Below are 24,301 nucleotides of genomic sequence, written 5' to 3'. Positions count from 1 at the left end.
ATAAGCAAGGTTTATACCTTGCTTATTCATATTTTAAGGAAAATAGATATGGCAAAAGCATTTAATCGCTCATCTCGAGTTGGACATGAATTGCAAAAAGAAATTGCAGTCATATTACAACGAGAAATCAAAGATCCACGTCTAGGCATGGTTACTGTTTCGGGGGTAGATATTTCACGTGATCTATCTTACGCTAAAGTATTTGTGACATTTTTAAACGACGATGATCCACAAGTTATTGAGCAGGGTCTAACCGTACTCAATGATGCGAAAGGATACATTCGTACTTTAATTGGCAAAGCTATGCGATTACGCATTATTCCAGAAATCAAGTTCTTTTATGATGAATCATTGGTTAAAGGAATGCAAATGTCTAGTTTGGTCTCTGATGTTATCAAACAGGATAACGAACGTCATAAAGATTAATTTTATTGGGCAATAAAACTTCAAAAAAAGAAGTTGGTTACAATTACATTACACGTTAGTACAAAGTTGACATCATGAATATAAAAAAAACTCGCCGTGATCTTCACGGCGTTTTATTGTTAGATAAGCCACAAGGCATGACATCCAATGATGCATTACAAAAAGTTAAATGGCTTTTTAATGCGAAAAAAGCGGGGCACACAGGCGCTCTTGATCCTTTAGCCACCGGCATGTTACCTATTTGTTTTGGTGAAGCGACCAAGTTTTCTCAATATTTGTTAGATTCAGATAAACGTTATCAAGTCATTGCTAAGCTAGGTGAGCGAACAGATACTTCAGATGCAGATGGTCAAATCATCTGTTCTAAACCAGTCAATATTACTCAATCACAAATTGATGAAGCATTAACGCATTTTCGTGGGGATATTTTACAAGTGCCAACCATGTTTTCGGCATTAAAGCACCAAGGTAAACCACTATATGAATATGCCCGTCAAGGCATTGTCATTGAACGAGAAGCGAGACCCATTACCGTTTATGAAAATCAATTCATTCAGTTCGATGTTACTAATCATGAATTAACATTGGAAATACATTGCTCTAAAGGAACTTATATTCGAACGATTATTGATGATTTAGGTGAACTACTGGGGTGTGGTGCACATGTCATATATTTAAGACGATTGCAGGTTTCTAATTATCCAATCAAAAAAATGGTCACATTAGATGCTTTACAAAACCTAGCCGATAAAGATGAGTTACTAATGCCAGTTGATAGCCCAATGAATGAATATCCAAAAGTAATACTTTCTGAGCAACAAGGCAAAAATATTTTGTTAGGTCGGACGATTGAAATAGATTCAACCATTAATGAGGTTAATGTTTCAACTAAAGAAAATTTGGTGAGAATTTATCAAGATCAACGATTTATCGGAGCTGGCATTCAAACAAACAATAAGTTATCTCCTAAACGTCTGATATCATTATAAAATTAAGCGGGCATAAAAATTGGTGCTGTAATATTATCAATGTTATTCAATATTATATTTCAACTAGCATTAATTAATAAAAATGGATTCGGTTTCTACAAGATGATATTGCAACGATGAAGGACTATTATGTTTAAGAATATCACAAAGTAAACTGGCTGCTTCCTGTCCCATCTTATATAAAGGTTTATAAATTCGACTAAGTTTATCCAACTCATTATATAGACGATCTTTGGAATGATTAATATAAGTGATAGTGAAAGGAGTAGTTAATTGTTTTTTACTTTCATTCACTTGATCTAATATCCCCATAACCGGAGCAAAAGGTTGTTGAAAATCTTTCAGTTCATAAAATTGTTCATCCGTATAATTTAAATGAATATTATCAGTACAAATTATAGCGGTAGGTGGTTTATTGCTTTCAATTAATTTTTTAATTGCTGAACGACCCTGTTCGTAACTAAAGCAATGATGAATAAGATAATTAGGATCAAATTCAATATTAGCTCTTAGCAGAGCTTGCTGGTAACCTTGTAAAAAGAGTGACGAACTGATTTTATTGCTATCATTTAAAATAACTGCGATTTTTTTATGTGACTGATGAACTAAATATTGAGTAATATTAAAGGCTATTGTTAAATGATCGAAATAGAAACATGTAAAATCAAGTGAAAAATGGTTAACTAATATCATTGGCGGTAATGTCGTTTTATACTGCACAAGATTACTTAAATAAGCGGCATCATTGATGATAATAATGCCATCGAAAAGGTTTTGTGTAACATATCTGATTAAATGATGAATATCATTTTTATCATCATAAGGGAAACGTAAATAGAAAAATTTATAACCATTTTGTTTTAACCTGTTTTCTACCCCTAAATTAATTAAACTCCTAGAGAAAAACTGATTATCGATAATTAATATTTTTTTATTTTCGGGGATGGTATGAATGGGTTTAAGATATGTAGAAGTATCAATGTTCAATTTTTCAATAGTTTGATAAACACGAGATTGAGTTTCAGGAGAAGTTAAATTTGGTGTATTTAAGACTCTGGAAACCGTAGCAATTGATACATTAGCTTGTTTTGCAATGGTCGTTAATGTTATTTTCTTCATGTTAATAGTGTCAAAAAAGTTATCTATGAATTACTCTAATGCTTATCAATGATTTTGTAACTCAACAAAAATAGATTTATCGATCTATCTTCCAAAAATAATCACTCTCTTTTTCGGCTACTTTTATTAATAAAGTGATATAATCATCATTAACTTTTATCTGATTGGGTTTATATATGTCAGCATGGAATATTGCCATTGTGGGTGCAACTGGGCAGGTTGGTTCTGCACTAGTTGATTTATTGCAACATCGAACGATTGAAATTGAACATCTTTATCTGGTAGGTAGTGATAATAGTGAAGGTGAAATAGTTCGTTTTGCCGGTAAAAATTTAACTGTAATTGAATCTTCAAAAATGGATTGGAGTCAATGCCATTTTGCTTTTTTTGTAGCAGGTGCAAAAATTAGCGAAAAATATGCACAACTTGCTGCACAGTCTGGTTGTATAGTGATTGATGCTAGTGGTTATTTTGCCGATCAGGATCATATTCCACTCATCGTTCCACAAGTAAATAATAATGTATTAACTGAATATCGTAATGAGAATATTATTGCAGTTGCAACTGCCCCAGTTGCACAGTTATTGCGTTGTGTAGCTTCATTGACAGACATTGCGTTACTGACTAATTTACATATGACGAGTTTTATTCCTTCTTCTCTGTATGGGAAGCCTGGAGTGGATGAATTAGCCGGTCAGAGTGCACGCTTATTAAATGGAATGCCTGTTGAAAATGCATTATTCGATAAACAACTTGCGTTTAATTTGTTGCCCATATCGCATGAACTTGATGATGTGACATTTGGTGAAAAATCACAGATAAATCAAATTCGTAAGGTTATAAACAATTATCAATTACCTATCTCTACAGAATCGATAATTGTTCCAGTATTTTATGGCTTAGCTCAATCTGTGAATGTGTCTAGCAGTTTACCTATTGAACTAGATGTAGGGCGTTTTAGTGAGTTTGGCGTAGAAGTTCAAGAAGATGATCTACCCACTCCAGTTACCGAAGTTAATACAGAATCAGAGACTAATTTGACAATTAAACTATCTAATTTAAGACACAGTTATGGTCATTATGAACAAATTCAATTCTGGTCTGTTGCTGATAATATCCGATATTTAGGTGGATTAATGTTAGTAGAGACACTAGAGATCCTCATCAATGACTATCTCTAAAGTTGCTTTAGGAATTGAATATGATGGAAGTGGCTATTTTGGCTGGCAACGTCAATCATCGGTTGATTCGATCCAAGAAAGGTTAGAGAACGCCTTATCAATCATCGCAGATGAGCCGATAGCTATTTTCTGTGCCGGTCGAACAGATGCCGGCGTTCATGCAACCGGGCAAGTTATTCATTTCGAAACTAAAGTTGAGCGATCTCAGAGTGCTTGGACAATGGGCGTTAACTCTCATTTACCTGCAAATATAGCAGTAAGATGGTCTCAATCTGTTTCAGAAAGCTTTCATGCAAGATTTAGTGCAACGGCTCGACGTTATCGTTATATTATTTATAATCATCGTTATCGACCTGCTATTTTAGCCAATGGGGTATCACATTATTATTTACCCTTGGATGAAGCTTTAATGCATCAGGCAGCTCAATATTTATTAGGTGAAAATGATTTTTCATCATTTCGGGCTGCACAGTGCCAATCATTAACCCCTTGGCGAAACATTCATCATATTAATGTGACCAGACAAGGCGAATATGTGATTGTCGATATTAAAGCTAATGCTTTTGTCCATCATATGGTACGTAATATTGTTGGAAGTTTAATTGAAGTTGGTTGTGGTAATAAAAAACCTGAATGGATTGATGAGCTTTTGCATATGAAAGATAGAACGCAAGCGGCAGCAACAGCAAAACCTGATGGTTTATATTTAGTTCAAGTGGATTATCCAGTAGAATATCAAATACCAAATCTTAGATTAGGTCCCTTATTTTTAGGCTAAATAAAAAGGTTTAAATACGAATTAAATTAACAAAGATGAATCTAATGAATACTGATGAAATCATTACCAATAAAGAAGGTAATAATCAAAATGCGAAAAACTCCAAACTACATAGTTTGAAGTTGCCACCCCATTCAATAGAGGCTGAGCAAGCGGTGCTCGGTAGTTTAATGCTTGATAATCAGCGTTGGGATGTTGTTGCTGAAATGATAACTGAGCGTGATTTTTATTCACGCCATCATCAGCTCATTTTTGCTGAGATGCATATTTTAGTCGGTAAAGGAACACCTATAGATTTAATAACACTTTCAGAAAGTTTAGAAAGTAAAGATCTGCTTGCCGACGTAGGGGGATTTGCTTATTTAGCTGAATTATCCAAAAACACCCCAAGTGCGATTAATGTCGTGGCATATAGTGATATCATTCGTCAGCAAGCGATTTTACGTGAACTAATTAGCGCATCAAATGAAATTGCGGATAACTGTTATTCTACAGAAGGGCGAGATAGTACTGAAATTTTAGATTTAGCTGAGAGTAAAATATTTCAGATAGCGGAGAGTCGAACTAAACAAGGAGAAGGTCCTAAAAGCATAACAGAAGTATTAGAAGCAACCGTTGCAAAAATTGAGGAGCTTTTCCAGCGTCCACATGATGGCGTGACAGGTGTTTCTACCGGTTTTCTTGATTTAGATAAAAAAACGGCTGGATTACAACGCTCCGATCTTATCATTATTGCTGCACGTCCATCTATGGGAAAAACAACTTTCGCTATGAACCTGTGTGAAAATGCTGCAATGATGCAAGAAAAGCCAGTATTGATATTTAGCTTAGAGATGCCTTCAGAGCAAATTATGATGCGGATGCTTGCCTCTTTGTCTCGTGTAGATCAAACACGGATTAGAACAGGGCAATTAAAAGATGATGATTGGGCTCGTATTTCAAGTACGATGGGGTTACTACTTGAAAAGAAAAATATATATATTGATGATTCATCAGGCTTAACGCCAATGGAGTTGCGATCAAGAGCGCGACGCATATATCGTGAACATAAAGGTTTGAGCATGATTATGGTCGATTATTTACAGTTGATGCGTGTCCCTAATATGTCTGAAAACAGAACCTTAGAAATTGCTGAAATTTCACGTTCATTGAAGGCGTTAGCTAAAGAATTACAAATCCCCGTTGTTGCGCTATCACAGCTTAATCGTAGTCTAGAACAGCGAGCTGATAAACGACCGGTTAACTCGGATTTACGTGAATCTGGCTCCATTGAACAAGATGCCGACGTAATTATGTTTATATATCGTGATGAAGTATATAACGAAGCGTCTGAACATAAAGGCATTGCTGAAATTATTTTAGGTAAACAGCGTAATGGCCCAATAGGTAAAGTTAGATTAAAATTCCAAGGTCAATTTTCACGCTTCGATAATTATGCTGATTCCAGTAAATATATGGATGATGAATAATCTGTTTATTAATTTTAAAAAGTCATAGTGTAATTGTTTCAATTTGACAATTACACTATTGCGATAATTTCACTTTCATTGCGATTCTGTTTTCTGTGAATCGATAAATTTGAGCTAATATAAAAATAATGGCTTGTAAAATGACGATGCAGGCACTGGTGGAAGCATCAAGATAATAACTAATAAATGTTCCTAAAACCGTAGAAAAAGCGGAAACAATAACAGCAATAACTAACATCCATTCAAAGCGTTTGCATAATAAAAAAGCAGTAATACCCGGTGCAATTAACATAGCGATAACTAAAATAACACCAGCAGCTTTAAGTGAGCCAACGATAGTTAATGCTAGAATACTTAACAATCCGTAATGTAAAAGTTTGACTGGTAATCCTACCACTTTTGCTTGTATAGGATCAAAACAATATAACATCAGATCCCGCCGTTTAATTATTATAATTAATGAAACAATGATAGCGATTAATAAAATTTGTTTTAATTCATTATAGCTGGTACCTAATACACTACCGAATAATATATGATTTAAATGTTGTGATGTATCAACTTTGGAAAATAGAACTAAACCGAAAGCAAACATTCCTGAAAATACAATACCCATTACGGTATCTTCTTTAATGCGACTATTCTCTTTGATATAGCCTGTTGTAATTGAACAAAGCAATCCCGAAACGAATGCACCAATGATAATAGGAATTCCCATCAAAAAAGCTATTACAATACCCGGTAAAACTGCATGTGAAATCGCATCCCCCATTAATGACCAACCTTTTAATACTAAAAAGCAAGAAAGTAATGCACAGACAATACCGGTAGCCAGCGCAGCTATTATAGCTCTTTGCATATGAGGTAACGTAAATGGGTAGCAAATATAATCCCATAAAGCCATCATGATTGTGTTCTCCCTATTAATCGATTTTTTCTGACTCTAAGACGATTAGCAACTAAGCCTTGCTGAGGAGCAAAAAGAAAAACCATAATAAAAATTAAAGTTTGCAAAGTGACTATCACACCACCTGTTTCGCCATTAAGAAAGTAACTAAACCAAGCGCCAATAGCACTAGTTAATGTACCAATTATTACAGCAATAATAAGTAAATGAGAAAATCGATTTGTTAATAAATAGGCGGTTGCACCCGGAGTAACAACCATCGCAATAACTAAAATGGCTCCTACTGTTTGTAATGCAGCAACAGTACACGCGCTTAAAATAGTAAAAAATAGGATTTTTAATTGAAGTGGTTTTAAGCCAATTGATCTGGCATGGGTTTCATCAAAAAAAACAACCAATAAATCTTTCCAGAAAAGAAAGAGTAAAGTAAAAGAAACTAATATAATTATTTGAACTTGCCACATATCACTATCATCAATTCCCAGTATATTACCAAATATAATTGTTTGAGCATTAACTGATGTTGGATTTAATGAAATGATTAATAATCCAATAGCAAAAAATGTGGAAAAAATAAAACCAATTATTGCATCTTCTTTTAATCGAGTAATGGCACGAACTAAAGTAATTGATAGTGCAGCAAGTAAACCGGTAAAAAAAGCGCCGATAGAGTAGGGAAGCCCAAGCGCATAAGCACCTGCCACTCCAGGTACAACAGAATGTGATAGCGCATCCCCCATTAATGACCAACCTTTTAACATCAAAAAAGCAGATAAAAAAGCACATGCAGCACCAACAATGCTACTAACCCAAATAGCTTTAAACATAAAGTTGTAAGCGAAGGGCTCAAGTAAGATTTCCATTATTGCTGTCCTTTTGGTTACAGGTATGATGATCAACCAGTAAATTTTGATGAAGGGCATCATCACCACTCTCACCATAAAAAATAGCTGCTCTTTCATCATCGGTTAAAATGGATACTTTGCGTGGGTCCTCGTCTTCATGCAGTTGTTCACCCGATAAGCTCAAGTATCGAAGTGCTCCGCCAAAAGTCTTCATTAGATTTTGTGGCGTAAAAGTAGTTTCTGTAGGACCAAAAGCTAAAACAGTTTGGTTGATAAGCACCACTTGATCACAAAAATCAGGTACACTTCCTAAGTTATGTGTTGAAACCAAGATAAGATGCCCATCTTCACGAAGTGATTTAAGAAGATCAATAATTGCATTTTCTGTTTTTACATCGACTCCAGTAAAAGGTTCATCTAATAGAAGGACTTTTCCTTGTTGTGCTAAAGCTCGGGCTAAAAATACTCGCTTTTTTTGACCTCCAGAAAGCTCACCGATTTGTCGATTTTTGTACTCAAGCATATCGACACGCTGTAGCGCAATATCAACTTGTTTTTTATCTTCTTTACTTGGGATACGTAAAAAAGACATATGTCCATAACGTCCCATCATCACCACATCAGAGACTAACACAGGAAAATCCCAATCAACTTCTTCTGTTTGTGGTACATAAGCAATAATATTTTTCTTCAATGCTTGTTTGATAGGCATATTATTGAATAAAACCTTACCTTTGGTAGGTTTTACCATTCCCATAATGCTTTTGAATAAGGTAGATTTACCACTACCGTTGACTCCAACAAGCGCACATATTGTTCCACCACCTAAAATAAAGCTTGCATTATGTATGGCTGTATGACCGTTATTATAAGTTACGGTTATATCATTAATGTCTAAACAAATTTGACTCATGGTTTTTCAAACCCCTCAACGATTGTTTCAACGGTAACTTTTAATAAATCGATATAGCTTGGAACAGGGCCATCTTTAGTTGACAATGAGTCCACATATAACACACCGCCATACTTAGCGCCCGTCTCTTTACTTACTTGTTTAGCTGGTTTATCCGAAATAGTACTTTCACTAAAAACAACCGGAATGTTATTTTTACGCACAGTATCAATCAGATTTTTAACTTGTTTAGGTGTGCCTTGTTGCTCAGCATTAATTGGCCACAAATACGCTTCTTTAAGATTATAATCTCTTGCCAAATAACTAAAAGCCCCTTCACTGGTGACTAACCAACGTTGTGATTCTGGAATTTTAGCTAAACGTTCTCGTAGTGGAGCATCTAGGGCTTTAATTTTTGCTATATAGCTTGCTGCATTTTTATTATATATATCCGCATTTTTAGGATCATATTTGACAAAAGCAGCACGAATATTTTCAATATAAGTCAAGGCAAGTGTTGGGGACATCCAAGCGTGTGGGTTCGGATTACCTTTATAACTTCCTTCTTGAATTGGCATCGGTTCGATACCCTCAGTTACCACAACCGCAGGTACATTTTTGATATCTTCAAAAAATCTTTTAAACCACAATTCTAAATTTAATCCATTCCATAAGATCAAATCAGCTGAAAGTGCTCTAGTAATATCTTTAGGTGTGGGATCGTACTCATGAATTTCCGCCCCCACTTTAGTTATTGATTCAACAATTGCTGCATCTCCAGCTACATTTTGTGCAATATCTTGAATTACAGTAAATGTTGTCACAACTTTAAATTTTTTTTCTGATGCTATAGCCGAGTCAGTGATGCCAATAAAAATGATTAAAGATGTTAATATTAAATTTAATAATGATTTGCGGTTATTTAAAACATTTAATTTCATTGACGACTCCTTTTGTGTAATGCATAACCAGTATCTATCTGATTAAGAAAATTGGTTTTATGATATTTGCTTTTATTAGATAATTTTCCATCATAAATCTTTATAACTTAGTTCAAATATAGTGTGCTGCGATAAAACAATCAGACAATGTTGAGTAAAACTTTAACGCTAATGAGAATTATTATCATTTAATAGTAGGATGTCAATTTTTTTATATCTATTTTATACTGATTATTGCTTAAGTTTGCTTACAAATTTTATCAAAAAACAATTTAATTTATATAAATTTACAACTATTTAAGCGATAGATGATGCTGTTATGTAGGTCATTTTAGCATTCAATTTTTTCTTATTTATTCAAGCATAACATAACAGTCCATTATTGCTGTTCAATAAATGCTCATGTGATTATTTACAAAAGTCGGTCAAAAACTTTCTGCTATTTGGGTTATTCAACTAAATTATTAAAATTGAATAAATAAATTTAATACTTAAGATTGTAATTTATCCTTGATTCGTGTACTTTATTAGCAACTTAAGATTGAGTGAATTTCAATCTTGAAAGGAAATATAGGAGAAAATATGTCAAACAGTTATCAAAAAGAAGTTCCTGCTGCTCGTGTAAATATTAGCTTAGATTTGCACACTAACGGGGCTAGTAAAAAGGTTGAATTACCACTCAAAATTTTATCTGTAGGTGATTATGGTCGAGGAAAAGACAAGCGTTCACTTTCAGATAAGCAAAAAGTATCGGTTGATAAGAATAATTTTGATGCTGTATTGAATAACTTTAATCCAGAAGCAAAAATTACAGTGCCAAACAAATTAGCTGACGATGGAAGTGAAATTTGTGTAGATTTATCTTTTCAGTCAATGAACGATTTTACACCAGAGCAAGTAGCAAAAAAAGTACCTGAACTTCGTTCTTTACTTGCAATGCGTAATCTTTTAAAAGATCTAAAATCGAACTTGTTAGATAATGCGACTTTTCGCCGTGAGCTTGAAAAAATTGTGAAGGATGAGCAATTATCCGATGAACTTCGCGCTGAATTAGAGTCAATCGTTTCTGAAAGCAATAAATAATAACAAATAGATCATATCGTTATAAATGGATATAAGGTTATTAAAATAATTTAGAGAAAAAGTAATGAACGTACAATCACAAAACAATGAAAATAAAACTGTATTGGAACAAAATAATAGTGTTTATGAATCGCTATTTGATAAAATAAATTTAAATCCTATCAAAACAGCTAGTGAAATTGAAAAATACCAAGACAATGAAGTTCTATTTGAATCATCTCAAGATGAACGTGTCACCATGGCAATCAATATTTTACTTCAATTGATTCAAGGTTCATCACAAAAAATCGAAAAATTAGATAAACATTTATTAGATTACCATATTAGTCAAATTGACCAAAAAATAAGCCGTCAACTTGATGCCATTATGCACAATGAAACGTTCCAAGAGATAGAATCAACTTGGCGTGGATTAAAATTCCTTGTAGATCGTACTGATTTTCGTCGTAACGTGAAGATTGATCTTTTAGACGTTTCAAAAGAAGAGCTTCGCCAAGATTTTGAAGATGCGCCAGAAATTAATCAAACTGGTTTTTATCGTCATACTTATATTCAAGAATATGATACTCCGGGTGGTGAACCAATTGGGGTGACTATTTCAAATTACGAGTTCGATCGTAGCCCACAAGATATTGCATTATTAAGAAATGTATCTAAAGTTGCTGCATCTGCTCATATGCCTTTCATTACGTCAGTGGGCCCTAAATTCTTTGGTAAAGAAACAATGGAAGAAGTGGCTGCAATTAAAGATATTGCCAACTATTTTGACCGTGCTGAATTCACTAAATGGAATAGCTTCCGTGAAACTGAGGATTCTCGTTATATCGGATTAACTTTACCTAGAGTTCTTGCTCGTTTACCTTATGGCCCTGACACAATCCCAGTTCGCAGCTTCAACTATATTGAAGATGTGAAGGGATTAGACCATAACAATTATTTATGGGCTAATGCTTCTTATGCTTTTGCAGCTAATATGGCGCAAAGTTTTGTTCGTAATGGTTGGTGTGTTCAAATTCGTGGACCTCAATCTGGAGGACTTGTTGAAGACCTTCCTATTCATCTTTATGATTTAGGAACCGGTAACCAAATGAAAATCCCAACAGAAGTCCTTATTCCGGAAACACGTGAATTTGAATTTGCAAATTTAGGATTTATTCCTCTTTCGTTCTATAAAAATCGGGATTATGCTTGCTTCTTCTCAGCAAATTCTGCACAAAAACCGGCTCTTTATGATACTAAAGAGGCGACTTCAAATAGCCGTATTAATGCACGTTTACCTTATATTTTCTTATTATCACGTATAGCTCATTATCTAAAAGTGATTCAACGCGAAAATATCGGTGCAACAAAAGATAGACGAATGTTAGAACTTGAACTTAATAAATGGGTTAAAAATTTGGTTACTGAAATGACGAATCCAAGTGATCAGGTTCAGGCGTCTCATCCATTAAGACAAGCGAAAATTATTGTTGAAGATATTGAAGATAATCCAGGCTTTTTCCGTGTTAAAACATTCTTAGTTCCTCATTTCCAAATCGAGGGAATGGATATTAATTTATCAATGGTATCACAAATGCCTAAAGCTAAAGAATAAGCTTAAATTTTAGTTGATTAATATCTAAAAATAGGAGTGTTTAAACAGATGAAAATTTTTCGTCCATTGTGGAGCGAAGGTGTATTTTTGGCACCTCAACAGTTTCAACAACAAGCGTTATGGGATCAATTTTCTTCTCAAAAATTAGCTGCCTTTTCGATAGCTAATCCGTGGGGAATTGAAAGCTTAGTTATTGATACTCAAGCTCTTACGGTTGATCGGCTACAAGCCGATTCAATCAGTATGCGGTTTTCTGATGGTGTTTTAATTAATACCAATGTCGCAGATAGATTACCTGAAGCACGGATACTCAATAATGAAATTCCTATGGACCTTGATGAAGTTACGGTCTTTGTTGGTTTACCATTATTACAAGCTAATGGTGGAAACTGTTTACAAGACAATCAATCAATTGAACGACCATTACGTTTTCGAAAAGAATGGGTAGAAGTTCCTGATTTATTGGGTAAAAATGTTGAAACAATGGCCGTTGAATATTATGCTTTAACTTTTTTATTTGATTTTGAGAATCATAGCGATTATTTAACCTGTCCTATTGCACGTTTGAAACGCGATTTAAATGGGCGATTTGTATTGGATCCTGATTATCTGCCACCGATGGTAAATTTATTTACCCAAAGTGGAACCCTTGTAAAAGAGTTAGAGCTTCTATGCCTTCAAATGAAAGCTAAACGTCAGCATTTGACTGGAATGCGTCATGAACGTAATCAGCAAATAGCCGAATTTGCTACCGCAGATGTCTCTCTATTCTGGCTTTTAAATGCGTTGAATACATTTGAACCGCAACTTAAATTTCTTCGTGATAATCCTTCAATTCATCCCGAAAGACTTTATGAAACACTAACATCTTTAACCGGTGCTTTATTGACGTTTTCGTTAACCAACGATGTAGATGGTATCCCTGCGTACGATCATACAAAACTCAATGATGTTTTTCCTCCTCTTTTTGGATTAGTTCGTAATTTATTAGAAGAAAGCTTACCATCAAGAGTAATCAAAATAGATCTTGTACATGATAAAGATACATTATGGACAGGACGATTGAATGATTCACGTCTTACCGAAGATGCTGATTTTTATCTTTCGGTACAATCAAGTATGCCTGGTCATCAATTACAATCACGATTCCCAATCTTATGTAAAGCTGGTGCACCTGACGATGTGAGACAAATTATTCATTCAGCATTATCAGGTATACCGATTAAAGCATTAAGTCATGTGCCTGCAGCGGTTCCTGTGCGATTAGATAATCAATATTTTGCTCTCGATCTTTCTCATAGTGCAGCAAAAAATATGTTGCTTGCTCGGTGTTGTGAATTCTATGTACCACGTGCAATGCCTGATATTACATTAGAATTATTTGCTGTATTGCGTTCATAGGGCGAGTTATGAGTTTAGAATCGAAAAATATTATTATCGATGAATTATTACGAGATCCAATTCTAGTTGTCGTGCAATTAAAAGCAAAAGCAGATATACCTTCTGGGCATAAACTGTATGAGCTTTGCAAACAACATGTCTCAAATGTACGAGAACAATTATTAAACGCTCAGTATAGTCAAGACATTATTGATGATATTAGCTATGCTTTATGTGCTTTGTTGGATGAAGCTGTATTGCTATGTCATCGTGATAATCCCAAAAATCAGGATTATGACGAATGGCTAGGTTCACCATTGCAAGTTATCTTTTTTAATACTCACAATGCAGGATACGATTTATTTGAAAAAATTCGGGCGCGTTTAAAGGCTGATAGAAAAGAAGGAATTGTTTTAGCCTGTTTTGATAGAGTTTTAGGATTAGGTTTTCAAGGTTATTATCTAGATAAGCCTCAAAAAGAGAGGGAAGAACTTATTTTAGCATTACGTGAAGCCCTTCGTGAATATGAACCTGAACAGTCTTACCCTATTATTCAACAGACAAAAAGTAATCGTTTTAGGGGCAGAAAGGCGATTTTGTTAATTTGTACTTTAGTATCAATTATTTCGATATTTATTCTTTATTTTGTTTTAGATAATCAACTCGATAAATTGGTTACACAACTTGTTGGTTAAAAAAGGTTCAGCATGAGCGATTATCCTAAGCGTATTCAAATTATTTATGCTCTCATTTTAAGCTTATTGTTATTGTTTGTATTTTTACAAATTACAATAGGTTGGAAAATAATAGGAGCAGTATTAGCTACAGTTATAGCTACTGGTTTGCTGTGGAAAATGCAACGCTATAGAAAAGTCGTTGTTAAATCAACAAAAAACGTCCAATTTCTAGACGAAAAACTTGAGTTATTACCTGCAAGACAACGTTATCGCTTGCCTATTTTGTTAGTCACAGGTAATGCTGCAAAAGATTTTTTCCCTGAAAATTTATCTCTTGCTGACTCTAATATACTTATTTCTTCTGAAGCAGTATGGATATATGTCGATGAGTTTTCGCATTTGCCGATTGTATATGACTCACTGGTTGCAAAATGGCCGGACATGTTAGGACGAGTTGGGATTTTTCTTGCTTTAAATCCAGAAGTTGAAGAAAAGAAAGGTTTATTTATAGCTAAATTACAAGCATTTCGCCAGTCTTGGGTAGATACTTGTCGAATAGCTAAATATCAAATGCCAGTTTATGTTTCAACGCATGTTGGACTTAATGATCTAATTTATGATGAAAATAATCCATTGCCTGTCCATTGGTTTCAATCAGAAAAAAACAAATTGTATGTTTTAGATCATTCTTTATCACCTATAGACAATTGGGTCAATGATATCAAAATTCCTCATCATGAAAGAGAACGTAGATTACGACTTCGTCCTTTCCTTCAAGAGACCCAAGAGTGGATTGAAGATGTAATATTAAAAACGTTGTCTGATAATAAGCAACCAATTGCTAAATGTATTCCAACAGGCATTGCCATCTATCCTATTAATAAAACTATGGTAAACGGCAATTTGGTGCAAAAGCTATGGGAAGATGCGACAAGTTTATCTTTACCAAAAACACATAATATACAAGAAGGGATCACGCCACCTGATCCTCTAGTTAAATTCATGCCGATTGCTTATCCTTTTTCTCCAATTATCACGATGATATTGGGTTTAATCATAATTACATCGCTATTTGTAATGGGGGGAATGGGTGCATCTTATTGGAATAATGTTAAATTTATTGAGCAAATACAGAATGATATTAATGATTATCATTCTATTCCAATGGATAACTATGATAATAAAAAAATAGCGTTAGACATATTGCAAAATGATAAAACAATGCTTAACCAATACTATACTAAAGGTGAGCCTATTCGTCTTGGTATGGGACTTTACCGTGGTTTACAGCTAGTCGAGCCATTAAATAATGCAATGCGAGACTATGTTTCTAAACCAATTGTTACTCCACAACCTATAGTTGTTGTACCAAAACCACTTCCACCAATTCGGTTAGATAGTATGGCATTATTTGAAAGTGGACAATCAAGTCTGAAAGCGGGTTCTGAAAAAACGTTAATTAATGCATTAATTGAAATTAGAAAACAGATAAAGGCTAACCCTCAAACCGGCTGGCTAATTATTATAACTGGTCATACTGATTCAGTTGGTGACGATACTAAAAATTTACATTTATCGTTTAATCGTGCAATGTCTGTTCGTGACTGGATTTTGAAGAATAGTGATATACCTGAAGCTTGTTTTGCTATACAAGGTCATGGGGCAAAAGAACCTCTGGTAGATAACAGTACTCCCGAAAATCGTGCAAAAAATCGGAGAGTTGAAATAAATTTAGTTCCTCAAACATCAAATTGTATTTTGGTGAATGAAAATTAATAAAACAAATCAAAACAAAACAAAACTAAACTAAAAAGGAGATAAACAATGGCTATTCCAGCGTATTTGTATTTAACCGACGAGCAAGGTAAACCTATCAAGGGTTCTGTAAGCATTAAAGGGCGTGAAGATAGTATTGAAGTGCTTGAATTTAATCATAAAATTCATATACCTGCTGACAGTAACACAGGTAAATTAAAAGGTACACGTAATCACCATGCACTAGAAATCGTTAAAGAAGTTGATGTTTCATCACCTTATCTTTATAGAGCCGTTACTTCAGGTCAACTTTTGAATACTGTCAAAATCGATTGGTATAAAATTGGTAATGATGGTAAAGAAGTACCATACTTTAAGACTGAATTGTTCGGTGTAAAAGTTATTTCTGTTCAAGGTGAAATGTACAATATTAAAGATCCTTCAAAAGAAGTATTCAATCATTTAGAACGTGTTGAACTTGCTTACGAAAAAATTACTTGGACTTATCTTGATGGCAACCATACCCATACTGATAGTTGGGAAGAATCAAGAGGTTAATTTGAAAGCAAACACAGCCCAATTAATTTGGGTTGTGTTTATTTATGATGGAATTTATAAAAGGAAATAGTGATGGTTACTGATCCCTCTGTTTTATTAAGAAGACTGAATTCGTTTTGTGCTAAATCCTTAGAGGCAGCTGCCGGGTTATGTCAAACGCGTGCACATACCGAGATTACACTTGAACATTGGTTATTAAAATTACTAGAACAAGGTTCAGGTGATATGACTATTATTGCAAGACATTATCAGTTTGATATGGATAAAGTCTGGACTGGTTTACTTAAATATCTTGATGCATTGCCTCATACTGTGAATACAAAACCAAGTTTATCGCCAGCGTTGATTGCTGTATTACAATCAGCCTGGTTAAAAGCGTCCTTAGAAGATCACGAAGATGTGATACGCTCCGTACATATTATGCAAGCATTACAAGATATGCCGCATTGTTTAAAAGCACAGGATGCTTGGCAATTATTAAGTGTCTCTCCTATTTCATTACAAAAAATGAGAGCAAAATTAGATGAAATATCAGATGAAAGTCCTGCTAACCAATCAAATTATAATTCGGAATATTCTGAGGGAGCATCCGAACATTTAGATATCAGTTCTGAATCCGAGTCTGATTCACAAAATAAGATTGATAAAAATAAAATTTCGCAAAAACACCTACAGGCAGCATTGGATCGTTTTACAGAAAACGTTACTGAAAAAGCTAAAGCTGGAAAAATAGATCCTGTTTTTGGTCGTGATATTGAAATTAGACAGATGATTGATATTTTATCTCGCCGTAGAAAAAATAATCCAATCTTAGTCGGTGAACCAGGTGTCGGAAAAACAGCTTTGGTTGAAGGATTAGCACTTCGTATCGCAGAAGGAAATGTCCCAAAAAGCCTAGAAAATGTTTGTATATTATCATTGGATCTTGGCTTGCTTCAAGCTGGGGCAGGTGTAAAAGGAGAGTTCGAACAACGTTTAAAAAATGTTATCGATGGCATCCAACAATCACCAACACCTATTCTACTCTTTATTGATGAAGCACATACTATTATTGGTGCAGGAAATTCTGCTGGAGGCGCAGATGCGGCGAATTTATTAAAACCAGCATTAGCCAGAGGAGAATTACGAACAATTGCTGCAACGACATGGTCAGAATACAAACAATATTTTGAAAAAGATGCCGCTTTAGAGCGTCGTTTTCAAATCGTGAAAGTTGATGAACCCGATGATGAAAAAGCATGTTTAATGTTACGAGGATTAAAATCTCGCTATTCAAAACATCATGGTGTTCATATTTTAGATGAAGCTGTCAAAACAGCTGTTGCGTTGTCAAGGCGCTATATTAGTGGTCGACAATTACCCGATAAAGCAGTTGATTTATTGGATACTGCATCGGCACGCGTGCGCATGGGACTTGATACAATTCCGGAATCGATAACCTTACTTGAAGCAAGCATAGCTGCATTGAAAATAGAGCAGAAAGCTATCGATGAAGATTTAGTATTGGATAAGCATTTATCGACCGATCGAATTAAAGAAATTGATGAAAAGTTAAATCAATTACAAAATCAATTAACGATTAAACAATCACAGTTTGAAAAAGAGAAAGCATTAATTCAAACTTTGATTGAATTACGCCAAAAACAGGTAGATGAACCTGCTGATGCTAAACTACTTAAAGAATTGGATGAAACTCAGCAACAGTTAAAAGATTTACAAGGTAATACACCATTACTTTCACTTGATGTAGATAGTCGCACGGTATCCTCTGTTATTTCGGACTGGACAGGCGTACCTTTAGAAAGTCTATTAAAAGATGAACAAAGTCATTTACTTTCTTTAGAAGATGATCTACGTCAGCGAGTCGTTGGTCAAGATAATGCCCTGCATGAAATTGCAAAACGCATTCGTGCAGCTAAAACAGGATTGACTTCAGAAGATGCACCAATGGCTGTATTTTTACTAGTCGGAACATCAGGTGTGGGTAAAACAGAAACCGCATTAGCTTTAGCGGATACATTATTTGGTGGTGAGCAATCTCTTGTGACGATTAACATGTCAGAATATCAAGAAGCTCATACCGTTTCACAGTTAAAAGGATCTCCACCGGGTTATGTTGGCTATGGTCAAGGCGGGGTATTAACCGAAGCTGTACGTAAACGACCATATAGTGTTGTATTATTAGATGAAGTTGAAAAAGCACATCGTGATGTTATCAATCTATTTTATCAGGTATTTGACCGTGGTTTTATGCGTGATGGTGAAGGTCGTGAAATTGATTTCCGTAACACCTTGATTTTAATGACCTCTAATTTAGGTAGTGATGAATTGATGGCGCTTTTTGAAGAAATGCCAGATGCTGATGTAGCAACTCAACAAGAGTTATTGCGTCCTATTATTCGTGAGCATTTTCAACCTGCATTACTTGCGCGTTTTCAAACTATCATTTACACACCACTTGGTGGTGAGGCATTACGCAAAATTGTTGAAATTAAGCTTAATAAAGTTGCAAAACGGTTACAAAAACATTATAAAATTGTGTTTAATGTGGGCGAAAAACTTTATGATACGTTGGTTTCAGCTTGTTTATTACCTGATACCGGGGCCCGCAATATTGACAGTATTTTAAATCAACAAATTTTACCTGTGGTATCAAATCTGTTATTGCAAAGAAATCCTGTCAGCAATGGTGAAATACCAACATTAATTCTTGATTTCGACGAATCAGAGGGTATTGTGTTGGAATGGGCAACAGAAGAAAACAAAAATAAATTATCAAAGGCGAAAACAGCCAAAAGTAAGCCGGAAGGTAGTGAAAAAAATAGCAAGAAAAAAGAATCTAAAAAATCCAAAGAGTAAATCGAAAATAGGGTTAATCATGAATTAACCCTACATTTAATAATCGATAATAATAAGTAGGGAATGGGGAATAGATCATGGGTAAAAATGTGGTAAGGCTAGGCGATCCAACAACACATGGTGGTATGGTTATAACCGCGTCATCTACAACAATTATAGAAGGTAAACCGGTAGCTTTAGTCGGTGATTTGGTTAGTTGTCCAGTACCGTATCATGGCATAAATCCTATAATTGGCTCGGCATCAAAATGTATTTCTGATGGAAGATTAATGGCTATGGATCAATGTTTATGCGCTTGCGGCTGTAAAGTCATAGCGACAATTACAACTGCGGAGATAGAATAAAATCATGTCTTGGCCTAAACCTAATATTACCAATATTGTAAATCCACCAGTAAAATTAAATCGTGGAAGATGGAGTATTTTTTTTGGAGTATTCACAATTGTGACTGCTTTTTTTCTTGCTAAAATTTGGCCAAATGATAATTATGCAACTCAATGGACCTATTGGTTAGGTGTAGGATTTTTTCCTACCTTAATAGGTGGTGGGGCATTAAGTGTTCGATTGTATTTATATGGACTAGCTCAAGAAAAATATGATATTTGGCAACATGAACATAAAAATGTAGAGCAAAATTGGCAGAATTGGGCAATGCGATCCGCTGTTGTTATGAATAGTTTTTATATTTTACCCAATAAAATAACAACGCATGAGATTTTAAATAATGAATCAAATCTTGAGGCTCAAATAAATAAGTCTTTAGTATTTGATGGTGATTTTGAATTAATCCATAACCTCGAAGATATATTCAAATCCATGAGCGAGATAATTTCAAAATTATCAAGTAAAACTACTATCAATATAACTATTTATTCGTCATTTGAATCCTATGAATATATCGATGAAGTATTAGATAAAGCTTATCGAAACTCTGGGATTTCTCATGCTTATAAATTAACACATTTTACTGAAAACAAGTCTAATATAGAGTTAATATCTGATTTGATAGATAATTCTGAATCTGTGGTAGAATTAATCATCATTAATAATACTCAATCGAAAGCTACAGCATTTTTAGCTGGATTTTTATTATTAAATCACCCAGAATCTGAAAATATTGATATGAAAAATGCTGAAGCAAAAATTTTAAGGCCTATGATTGATGAGGATTTGTCAGTAGGTATTAAACAGATGAGCGAAATGCAAACGGCGATAAAGCAGGTTAATCAACTTTGGTTTGTTAATTTAGAAGTAGAACAAGAAGCAGAGATAACAAAGCAATTGGTGAATCAACATGTCACGTCAGAAAAACAATATAAATTAGAGAAATTTGCAGGGAATCAAGCTGATCTCTCATATTGGCTTGCATTGGCGATAGGTTGTGAAATGATTAAAACAACTAACCAAAATAACTTAATTGCTACCAAAAAACAAAATCAGTGGTTATTTTCTGTAGTAACGGCAGTTTAAGCAAAAGGTGTTTTAATGACAAATAAATGGAAACGGATAGGATTAATTTTCATTATATTATTTGGAGCCATATTCTTAGGTATCGGTTTATTCCTTTTTGGAGAAGGATTAGGTTACAAAACCCCTGGTAGAAAATTTGAAATATGGCTTTATGGAATGCTAATTCTTGTCGGTATAATATTAGCACCTGCTCTTATTCGAAGTAGTCGGATAGGTTCCATAAGAGATGTCATTAAACGAGAGTCATTTAATCCTAAAGAATCAGACAAACCTAAAACACCACAAGTTTTTAGTGAGTTTTCTGATATTGAGAGACATTGTAAAAATCGTTTCAATACTTTTTGGCGTTATAAAATTCGAAAATGTCTGGTTTTAGGTTCGCGCTCTGATGTGGAATCAGTTTTTCCACGTTTGCAAGAAGAAAAATGGCAATTAAACGATAAAACATTAATGATTTATGGTGGAGATGTTGAAGAAGAGCTCGATACTTCCTGGTTATTGATGTTGAAAAAACAATTTTCACGGTTTATCCCTTTTTCCCAAAAACCGCTCGATGCTGTTATCTGGGTTGTAAATGAAAATTACTTGGCTAACACACGTCAACAACAATTGATTATTGATAAAGCTGTAATACAATTTAAATCACGAGATAGATTATTAAAGTGGTCAGCACCACTTTATTTAGTTGCTCCGCAACAAAGTGAATGGTCTCAAACAGGGCGTACAGAGCAAAGTGTGGGAGTGTTTTTTTCTGAATTGAAAAATCAATCAATGGATTCCGTTGCTTTATCACTCAAACAACTTTCTCAGGAGTGCTGTATACGTGGTGTTCAGCAAGTAAAAAATAATTCCCTATATAACTTTTTGCTTCAGTTAAGTCAAAACTTAATCAATGGAAATATTGATGATATTGTTCGTTATATCAGCACATTGATTGCACTTCCTTATTCACCTCAAGTACGAGGGCTTTTTTTTATTCCACAGCAGTCATCAAGTGATGAACAAGAGTTTTTTAATAACTACCTTGTAATGACGCCAACATGGATTTCGATTAGTGACGATGCTAACCAACAATCTGGTCGAAGTATAGGCGTTCAATGGGGATTAATATCAGGTATAGCCAGTATAGGTTTAATAGCTATGATGGGTGTTGGATTAGTAACCTCCTATTTCAATAACGCATCACTGATAAACGAAAGTATTGAGTTGGCAAAAAAGGCAGATAATTCAATTAGATTAAGTTATACGGAAAGATTAGAAATTCAATCTGAGCTACAACAACGTATAGCGCAACTTTTATATCGAACAGAACATGGAACACCGATACTTTATCGATTTGGCTTAAATCATAATGAGTCATTATTAAATAAATTATTGCTAAGTTATAGAACGACTAATTCGCGTAATATTGCCACACCATTTCATAATCTTATGACAGATTATTTAACTTTATTAACTGAATTACCAAATGATTCACCAGAACGAGTTAAATTAGTTGATTCTGCTTATGATGTACTAAAAGCATATTTGATGATTAGTGAACCAGATAAAAGTGATGGATTATATCTGAGTGAGTTCGCAGCAAAAAAATGGCGGACACCAGAAGGTATTAGTGAAGGTGATTGGCAAAGATTAATGCCTGATTTAGTGCGTTTTTGGGGGCAAATGCTTAATACACATCATGATTGGGCTTTGAATGAGGATAAGCTTTTAGTTAAAAGTGCTCGAAAAGTTTTAATCAACAAGATAGGTATCCAAAATGCTTTAAACACGCTATATCAAGAAATAATACAGCGAGCGAGTCAACAATATACAAATCAAAGTTTAAGCCAATTACTTGATGGTGCCGATAATCATTTTCTTTTCTATAATGACGTTGAAGTGCCAGGGATTTTTACACGTAAAGCTTGGGAAGGCAGTATCCGAGACGAGATTGTCGCTGCGGCTAAATCGCGTAAAGATCAAATTGACTGGGTATTGGGTAACGGTAGCAAAAATAATCTTACAGCTTCAATATCACCTGAAATATTGGCTAAACAACTTACAGACCGGTATTTCAATGAGTATAGTGCTGCATGGGTTTATTTTTTAAATAATATTCAATGGCAGCAGTCCGATAACATTTCAGATGTGGTTGAGCAATTAACACTACTTGCTGATAATCGATTTTCACCGCTGGTTTCCTTGATTAATGTTATTAAGTATGAAACTGAAATTGAATATAGTAAAGATGGTATTTCTGATAATTTATTCCGTACTGCCCAAGAATTGATGGGTAATAAAAAGCCTAATGTGCCTACTACTAAGAAAGGTGAAGCTACAGGGCCATTGAGTGCCACATTTTCACCAATTGTGAGCTTGCTTAAAAACGACAATATTAATGGGCTTTCATTACAGGCTTATTTAGCGAAAGTTACTCAAGTTCGTTTAAAATTACAAAACATCACAAATAGTGCAAATCCACAATCTATGATGCAAGTTTTAGCTAAAAGTGTATTTAAAGGGACTTCTGTAGATTTAACTGAAACACGAGATTATGGGAATTTAATAGCCGCTAATTTAGGTAATGAATTAGCTGGGTTTGGTCGAAGTTTATTTAAAAAACCGTTGGAACAGTCTTGGCAAGTTGTTTTAGCACCTGCGACAGATAGCTTTAATGAAGTTTGGCAAAATTATATTGTCAATCAATGGGAAAAATCTTTTGCTGGTCGTTATCCTTTTAAAAATAGTGATAATGAAGCATCTTTAGCTGAGTTAGCTCGTTTTTTACGAAGTGATACAGGCATTATAGATAAATTTATATTGAGTGAGTTAAATGGTGTTTTAGAGAAAAAAGGGGGAAGATGGGTCGTCAATACTGTCAATGCCCAAGGCTTGAAATTTTCGCCAAATTTTCTTGAAGCATTAAATTTGTTTAGTGATGTAAGTTCTGAAGTGATTGCTTCAGGTGATATGTCTTTATCTTTTGATATTATGCCTAGAAGTGGTAATAAAATTGTTCGTACAGAATTGGTCATTAACAGGCAAAAACTAGAATATTATAATCAAGCGCCAACGTGGAAACGATTTATTTGGCCTGGTGACGGCTATTCTCCCTATTCTCAGCTTAGTTGGAGCAGTGATGAAACAGGCTTGAAGCTCTACAAATATTTTAATGGAGATTGGGCTATGGTAAGACTTTTTGAATCAGCGTCGGTTAAACCATTAGATTCATCTCGCTATGAAGTAATTTGGAGTACTACCGATGGGAGCAAACTAAGATTTATATTACGGACGCAATTAGGTGGTGGACCGTTAACATTGTTGAAATTACGCAATTTTAGCTTACCACAGACGGTATTTGAATTATAAATAATGAAAAATAAAATCGGATAATGG

The 24,301-nt window shown here is 34.5% G+C and carries 20 protein-coding genes; 15 read left to right on the top strand and 5 right to left on the bottom strand.

Translation table 11 applies throughout. The features are described 5' to 3' along the window. The first annotated feature begins 48 nt into the window (after positions 1–48). Together rbfA and truB are read left to right on the top strand one after the other, a co-directional pair. Positions 49–426, top strand: coding sequence for a 30S ribosome-binding factor RbfA (gene rbfA / locus GYM75_RS07885; RefSeq protein ID WP_220215432.1), 378 nt, complete (start codon positions 49–51; stop codon positions 424–426). A gap of 71 nt (positions 427–497) precedes the next feature. Further along, the gene (gene truB, locus GYM75_RS07880; RefSeq protein ID WP_370632172.1) at positions 498–1,415 is read left to right on the top strand and encodes a tRNA pseudouridine(55) synthase TruB; all 918 of its coding nucleotides are present in this window, start codon (positions 498–500) and stop codon (positions 1,413–1,415) included. A 69-nt stretch (positions 1,416–1,484) separates the two neighbouring features. On the opposite strand, the gene GYM75_RS07875 is transcribed toward truB, so the two are convergent. Further along, positions 1,485–2,534, bottom strand: a complete 1,050-nt coding sequence (locus tag GYM75_RS07875; RefSeq protein ID WP_220215430.1) for a LacI family DNA-binding transcriptional regulator — start codon at positions 2,532–2,534, stop codon at positions 1,485–1,487. Positions 2,535–2,710: 176 nt separating this feature from the next. Between GYM75_RS07875 and GYM75_RS07870 the strand changes: the two genes are divergently transcribed. The 3 genes from GYM75_RS07870 to dnaB are packed head-to-tail and all read left to right on the top strand — an operon-like array spanning position 2,711 to position 5,962. Next, a complete protein-coding gene (locus tag GYM75_RS07870) occupies positions 2,711–3,715 on the top strand; it encodes an aspartate-semialdehyde dehydrogenase (protein ID WP_220215429.1) in 1,005 nt (334 codons plus the stop codon). Further along, positions 3,702–4,493, top strand: coding sequence for a tRNA pseudouridine(38-40) synthase TruA (gene truA / locus GYM75_RS07865; protein WP_220215428.1), 792 nt, complete (start codon positions 3,702–3,704; stop codon positions 4,491–4,493). The genes GYM75_RS07870 and truA overlap by 14 nt, the downstream gene beginning before the upstream one ends. Positions 4,494–4,552: 59 nt before the next feature. Next, a complete protein-coding gene (gene dnaB / locus GYM75_RS07860) occupies positions 4,553–5,962 on the top strand; it encodes a replicative DNA helicase (protein ID WP_370632171.1) in 1,410 nt (469 codons plus the stop codon). 55 nt (positions 5,963–6,017) lie between these two features. On the opposite strand, the gene GYM75_RS07855 is transcribed toward dnaB, so the two are convergent. The 4 genes from GYM75_RS07855 to GYM75_RS07840 are packed head-to-tail and all read right to left on the bottom strand — an operon-like array spanning position 6,018 to position 9,547. Then, entirely contained in the window at positions 6,018–6,869 is an 852-nt protein-coding gene (locus tag GYM75_RS07855; protein ID WP_220215426.1) for a metal ABC transporter permease, read from the bottom strand. Further along, positions 6,866–7,735, bottom strand: coding sequence for a metal ABC transporter permease (locus tag GYM75_RS07850; RefSeq protein ID WP_370632170.1), 870 nt, complete (start codon positions 7,733–7,735; stop codon positions 6,866–6,868). Before GYM75_RS07850 ends, GYM75_RS07855 begins: the two co-directional genes overlap by 4 nt. Further along, the gene (locus GYM75_RS07845) at positions 7,716–8,627 is read right to left on the bottom strand and encodes a manganese/iron ABC transporter ATP-binding protein (RefSeq protein ID WP_220215424.1); all 912 of its coding nucleotides are present in this window, start codon (positions 8,625–8,627) and stop codon (positions 7,716–7,718) included. Before GYM75_RS07845 ends, GYM75_RS07850 begins: the two co-directional genes overlap by 20 nt. Next, complete coding sequence (locus tag GYM75_RS07840; RefSeq protein ID WP_220215423.1) at positions 8,624–9,547, bottom strand: metal ABC transporter substrate-binding protein; 924 nt, start codon at positions 9,545–9,547, stop codon at positions 8,624–8,626. The genes GYM75_RS07845 and GYM75_RS07840 overlap by 4 nt, the downstream gene beginning before the upstream one ends. 582 nt (positions 9,548–10,129) lie before the next feature. Between GYM75_RS07840 and tssB the strand changes: the two genes are divergently transcribed. From tssB to GYM75_RS07790, 10 genes are all read left to right on the top strand, one after another. Next, positions 10,130–10,630, top strand: coding sequence for a type VI secretion system contractile sheath small subunit (tssB, locus tag GYM75_RS07835; protein ID WP_220215422.1), 501 nt, complete (start codon positions 10,130–10,132; stop codon positions 10,628–10,630). 64 nt (positions 10,631–10,694) lie between these two features. Then, positions 10,695–12,224: a type VI secretion system contractile sheath large subunit gene (gene tssC, locus GYM75_RS07830; RefSeq protein ID WP_220215421.1), complete on the top strand. Its 1,530-nt coding sequence runs from the start codon at positions 10,695–10,697 to the stop codon at positions 12,222–12,224. 48 nt (positions 12,225–12,272) lie between these two features. Further along, on the top strand, positions 12,273–13,625 hold the full coding sequence (gene tssK / locus GYM75_RS07825; protein WP_220215420.1) for a type VI secretion system baseplate subunit TssK: 1,353 nt from the start codon (positions 12,273–12,275) through the stop codon (positions 13,623–13,625). An 8-nt stretch (positions 13,626–13,633) separates the two neighbouring features. Continuing rightward, the gene (tssL, locus tag GYM75_RS07820) at positions 13,634–14,299 is read left to right on the top strand and encodes a type VI secretion system protein TssL, short form (RefSeq protein ID WP_220215419.1); all 666 of its coding nucleotides are present in this window, start codon (positions 13,634–13,636) and stop codon (positions 14,297–14,299) included. A 12-nt stretch (positions 14,300–14,311) separates the two neighbouring features. Beyond that, positions 14,312–16,057 (top strand): OmpA family protein, encoded by a 1,746-nt coding sequence (locus GYM75_RS07815; RefSeq protein ID WP_220215418.1) that lies wholly within the window; start codon positions 14,312–14,314, stop codon positions 16,055–16,057. A gap of 48 nt (positions 16,058–16,105) precedes the next feature. Then, positions 16,106–16,594, top strand: coding sequence for a type VI secretion system tube protein TssD (gene tssD, locus GYM75_RS07810; RefSeq protein ID WP_220215417.1), 489 nt, complete (start codon positions 16,106–16,108; stop codon positions 16,592–16,594). A 72-nt stretch (positions 16,595–16,666) separates the two neighbouring features. Beyond that, complete coding sequence (tssH, locus tag GYM75_RS07805) at positions 16,667–19,453, top strand: type VI secretion system ATPase TssH (RefSeq protein WP_220215416.1); 2,787 nt, start codon at positions 16,667–16,669, stop codon at positions 19,451–19,453. Positions 19,454–19,530: 77 nt separating this feature from the next. Continuing rightward, positions 19,531–19,797 carry a PAAR domain-containing protein gene (locus GYM75_RS07800; RefSeq protein ID WP_220215415.1) on the top strand — a complete coding sequence of 89 codons (267 nt, stop codon included), beginning with the start codon at positions 19,531–19,533 and terminating at the stop codon, positions 19,795–19,797. 4 nt (positions 19,798–19,801) lie between these two features. Beyond that, positions 19,802–20,923: a hypothetical protein gene (locus GYM75_RS07795; RefSeq protein WP_220215414.1), complete on the top strand. Its 1,122-nt coding sequence runs from the start codon at positions 19,802–19,804 to the stop codon at positions 20,921–20,923. A gap of 15 nt (positions 20,924–20,938) precedes the next feature. After that, positions 20,939–24,274, top strand: a complete 3,336-nt coding sequence (locus GYM75_RS07790) for an ImcF-related family protein (RefSeq protein WP_220215413.1) — start codon at positions 20,939–20,941, stop codon at positions 24,272–24,274. The last annotated feature ends 27 nt before the right edge of the window (positions 24,275–24,301 follow it).

The organism is Gilliamella sp. ESL0441 (assembly GCF_019469185.1).
Lineage (GTDB): Bacteria > Pseudomonadota > Gammaproteobacteria > Enterobacterales > Orbaceae > Gilliamella.
Note: the sequence above shows the minus strand (reverse complement) of the source record. Positions and strands in the feature narration are given on the sequence as shown.

Coding starts and splice junctions, on each gene's coding strand:
- rbfA (WP_220215432.1), top strand. CDS start 49: ATGGCAAAAGCATTTAATCGCTCATCTCGAGTTGGACATGAATTGCAA.
- GYM75_RS07875 (WP_220215430.1), bottom strand. CDS start 2,534: ATGAAGAAAATAACATTAACGACCATTGCAAAACAAGCTAATGTATCA.
- GYM75_RS07870 (WP_220215429.1), top strand. CDS start 2,711: ATGTCAGCATGGAATATTGCCATTGTGGGTGCAACTGGGCAGGTTGGT.
- truA (WP_220215428.1), top strand. CDS start 3,702: ATGACTATCTCTAAAGTTGCTTTAGGAATTGAATATGATGGAAGTGGC.
- GYM75_RS07855 (WP_220215426.1), bottom strand. CDS start 6,869: ATGATGGCTTTATGGGATTATATTTGCTACCCATTTACGTTACCTCAT.
- GYM75_RS07845 (WP_220215424.1), bottom strand. CDS start 8,627: ATGAGTCAAATTTGTTTAGACATTAATGATATAACCGTAACTTATAAT.
- GYM75_RS07840 (WP_220215423.1), bottom strand. CDS start 9,547: ATGAAATTAAATGTTTTAAATAACCGCAAATCATTATTAAATTTAATA.
- tssB (WP_220215422.1), top strand. CDS start 10,130: ATGTCAAACAGTTATCAAAAAGAAGTTCCTGCTGCTCGTGTAAATATT.
- tssC (WP_220215421.1), top strand. CDS start 10,695: ATGAACGTACAATCACAAAACAATGAAAATAAAACTGTATTGGAACAA.
- tssK (WP_220215420.1), top strand. CDS start 12,273: ATGAAAATTTTTCGTCCATTGTGGAGCGAAGGTGTATTTTTGGCACCT.
- tssL (WP_220215419.1), top strand. CDS start 13,634: ATGAGTTTAGAATCGAAAAATATTATTATCGATGAATTATTACGAGAT.
- GYM75_RS07815 (WP_220215418.1), top strand. CDS start 14,312: ATGAGCGATTATCCTAAGCGTATTCAAATTATTTATGCTCTCATTTTA.
- tssD (WP_220215417.1), top strand. CDS start 16,106: ATGGCTATTCCAGCGTATTTGTATTTAACCGACGAGCAAGGTAAACCT.
- tssH (WP_220215416.1), top strand. CDS start 16,667: ATGGTTACTGATCCCTCTGTTTTATTAAGAAGACTGAATTCGTTTTGT.
- GYM75_RS07800 (WP_220215415.1), top strand. CDS start 19,531: ATGGGTAAAAATGTGGTAAGGCTAGGCGATCCAACAACACATGGTGGT.
- GYM75_RS07795 (WP_220215414.1), top strand. CDS start 19,802: ATGTCTTGGCCTAAACCTAATATTACCAATATTGTAAATCCACCAGTA.
- GYM75_RS07790 (WP_220215413.1), top strand. CDS start 20,939: ATGACAAATAAATGGAAACGGATAGGATTAATTTTCATTATATTATTT.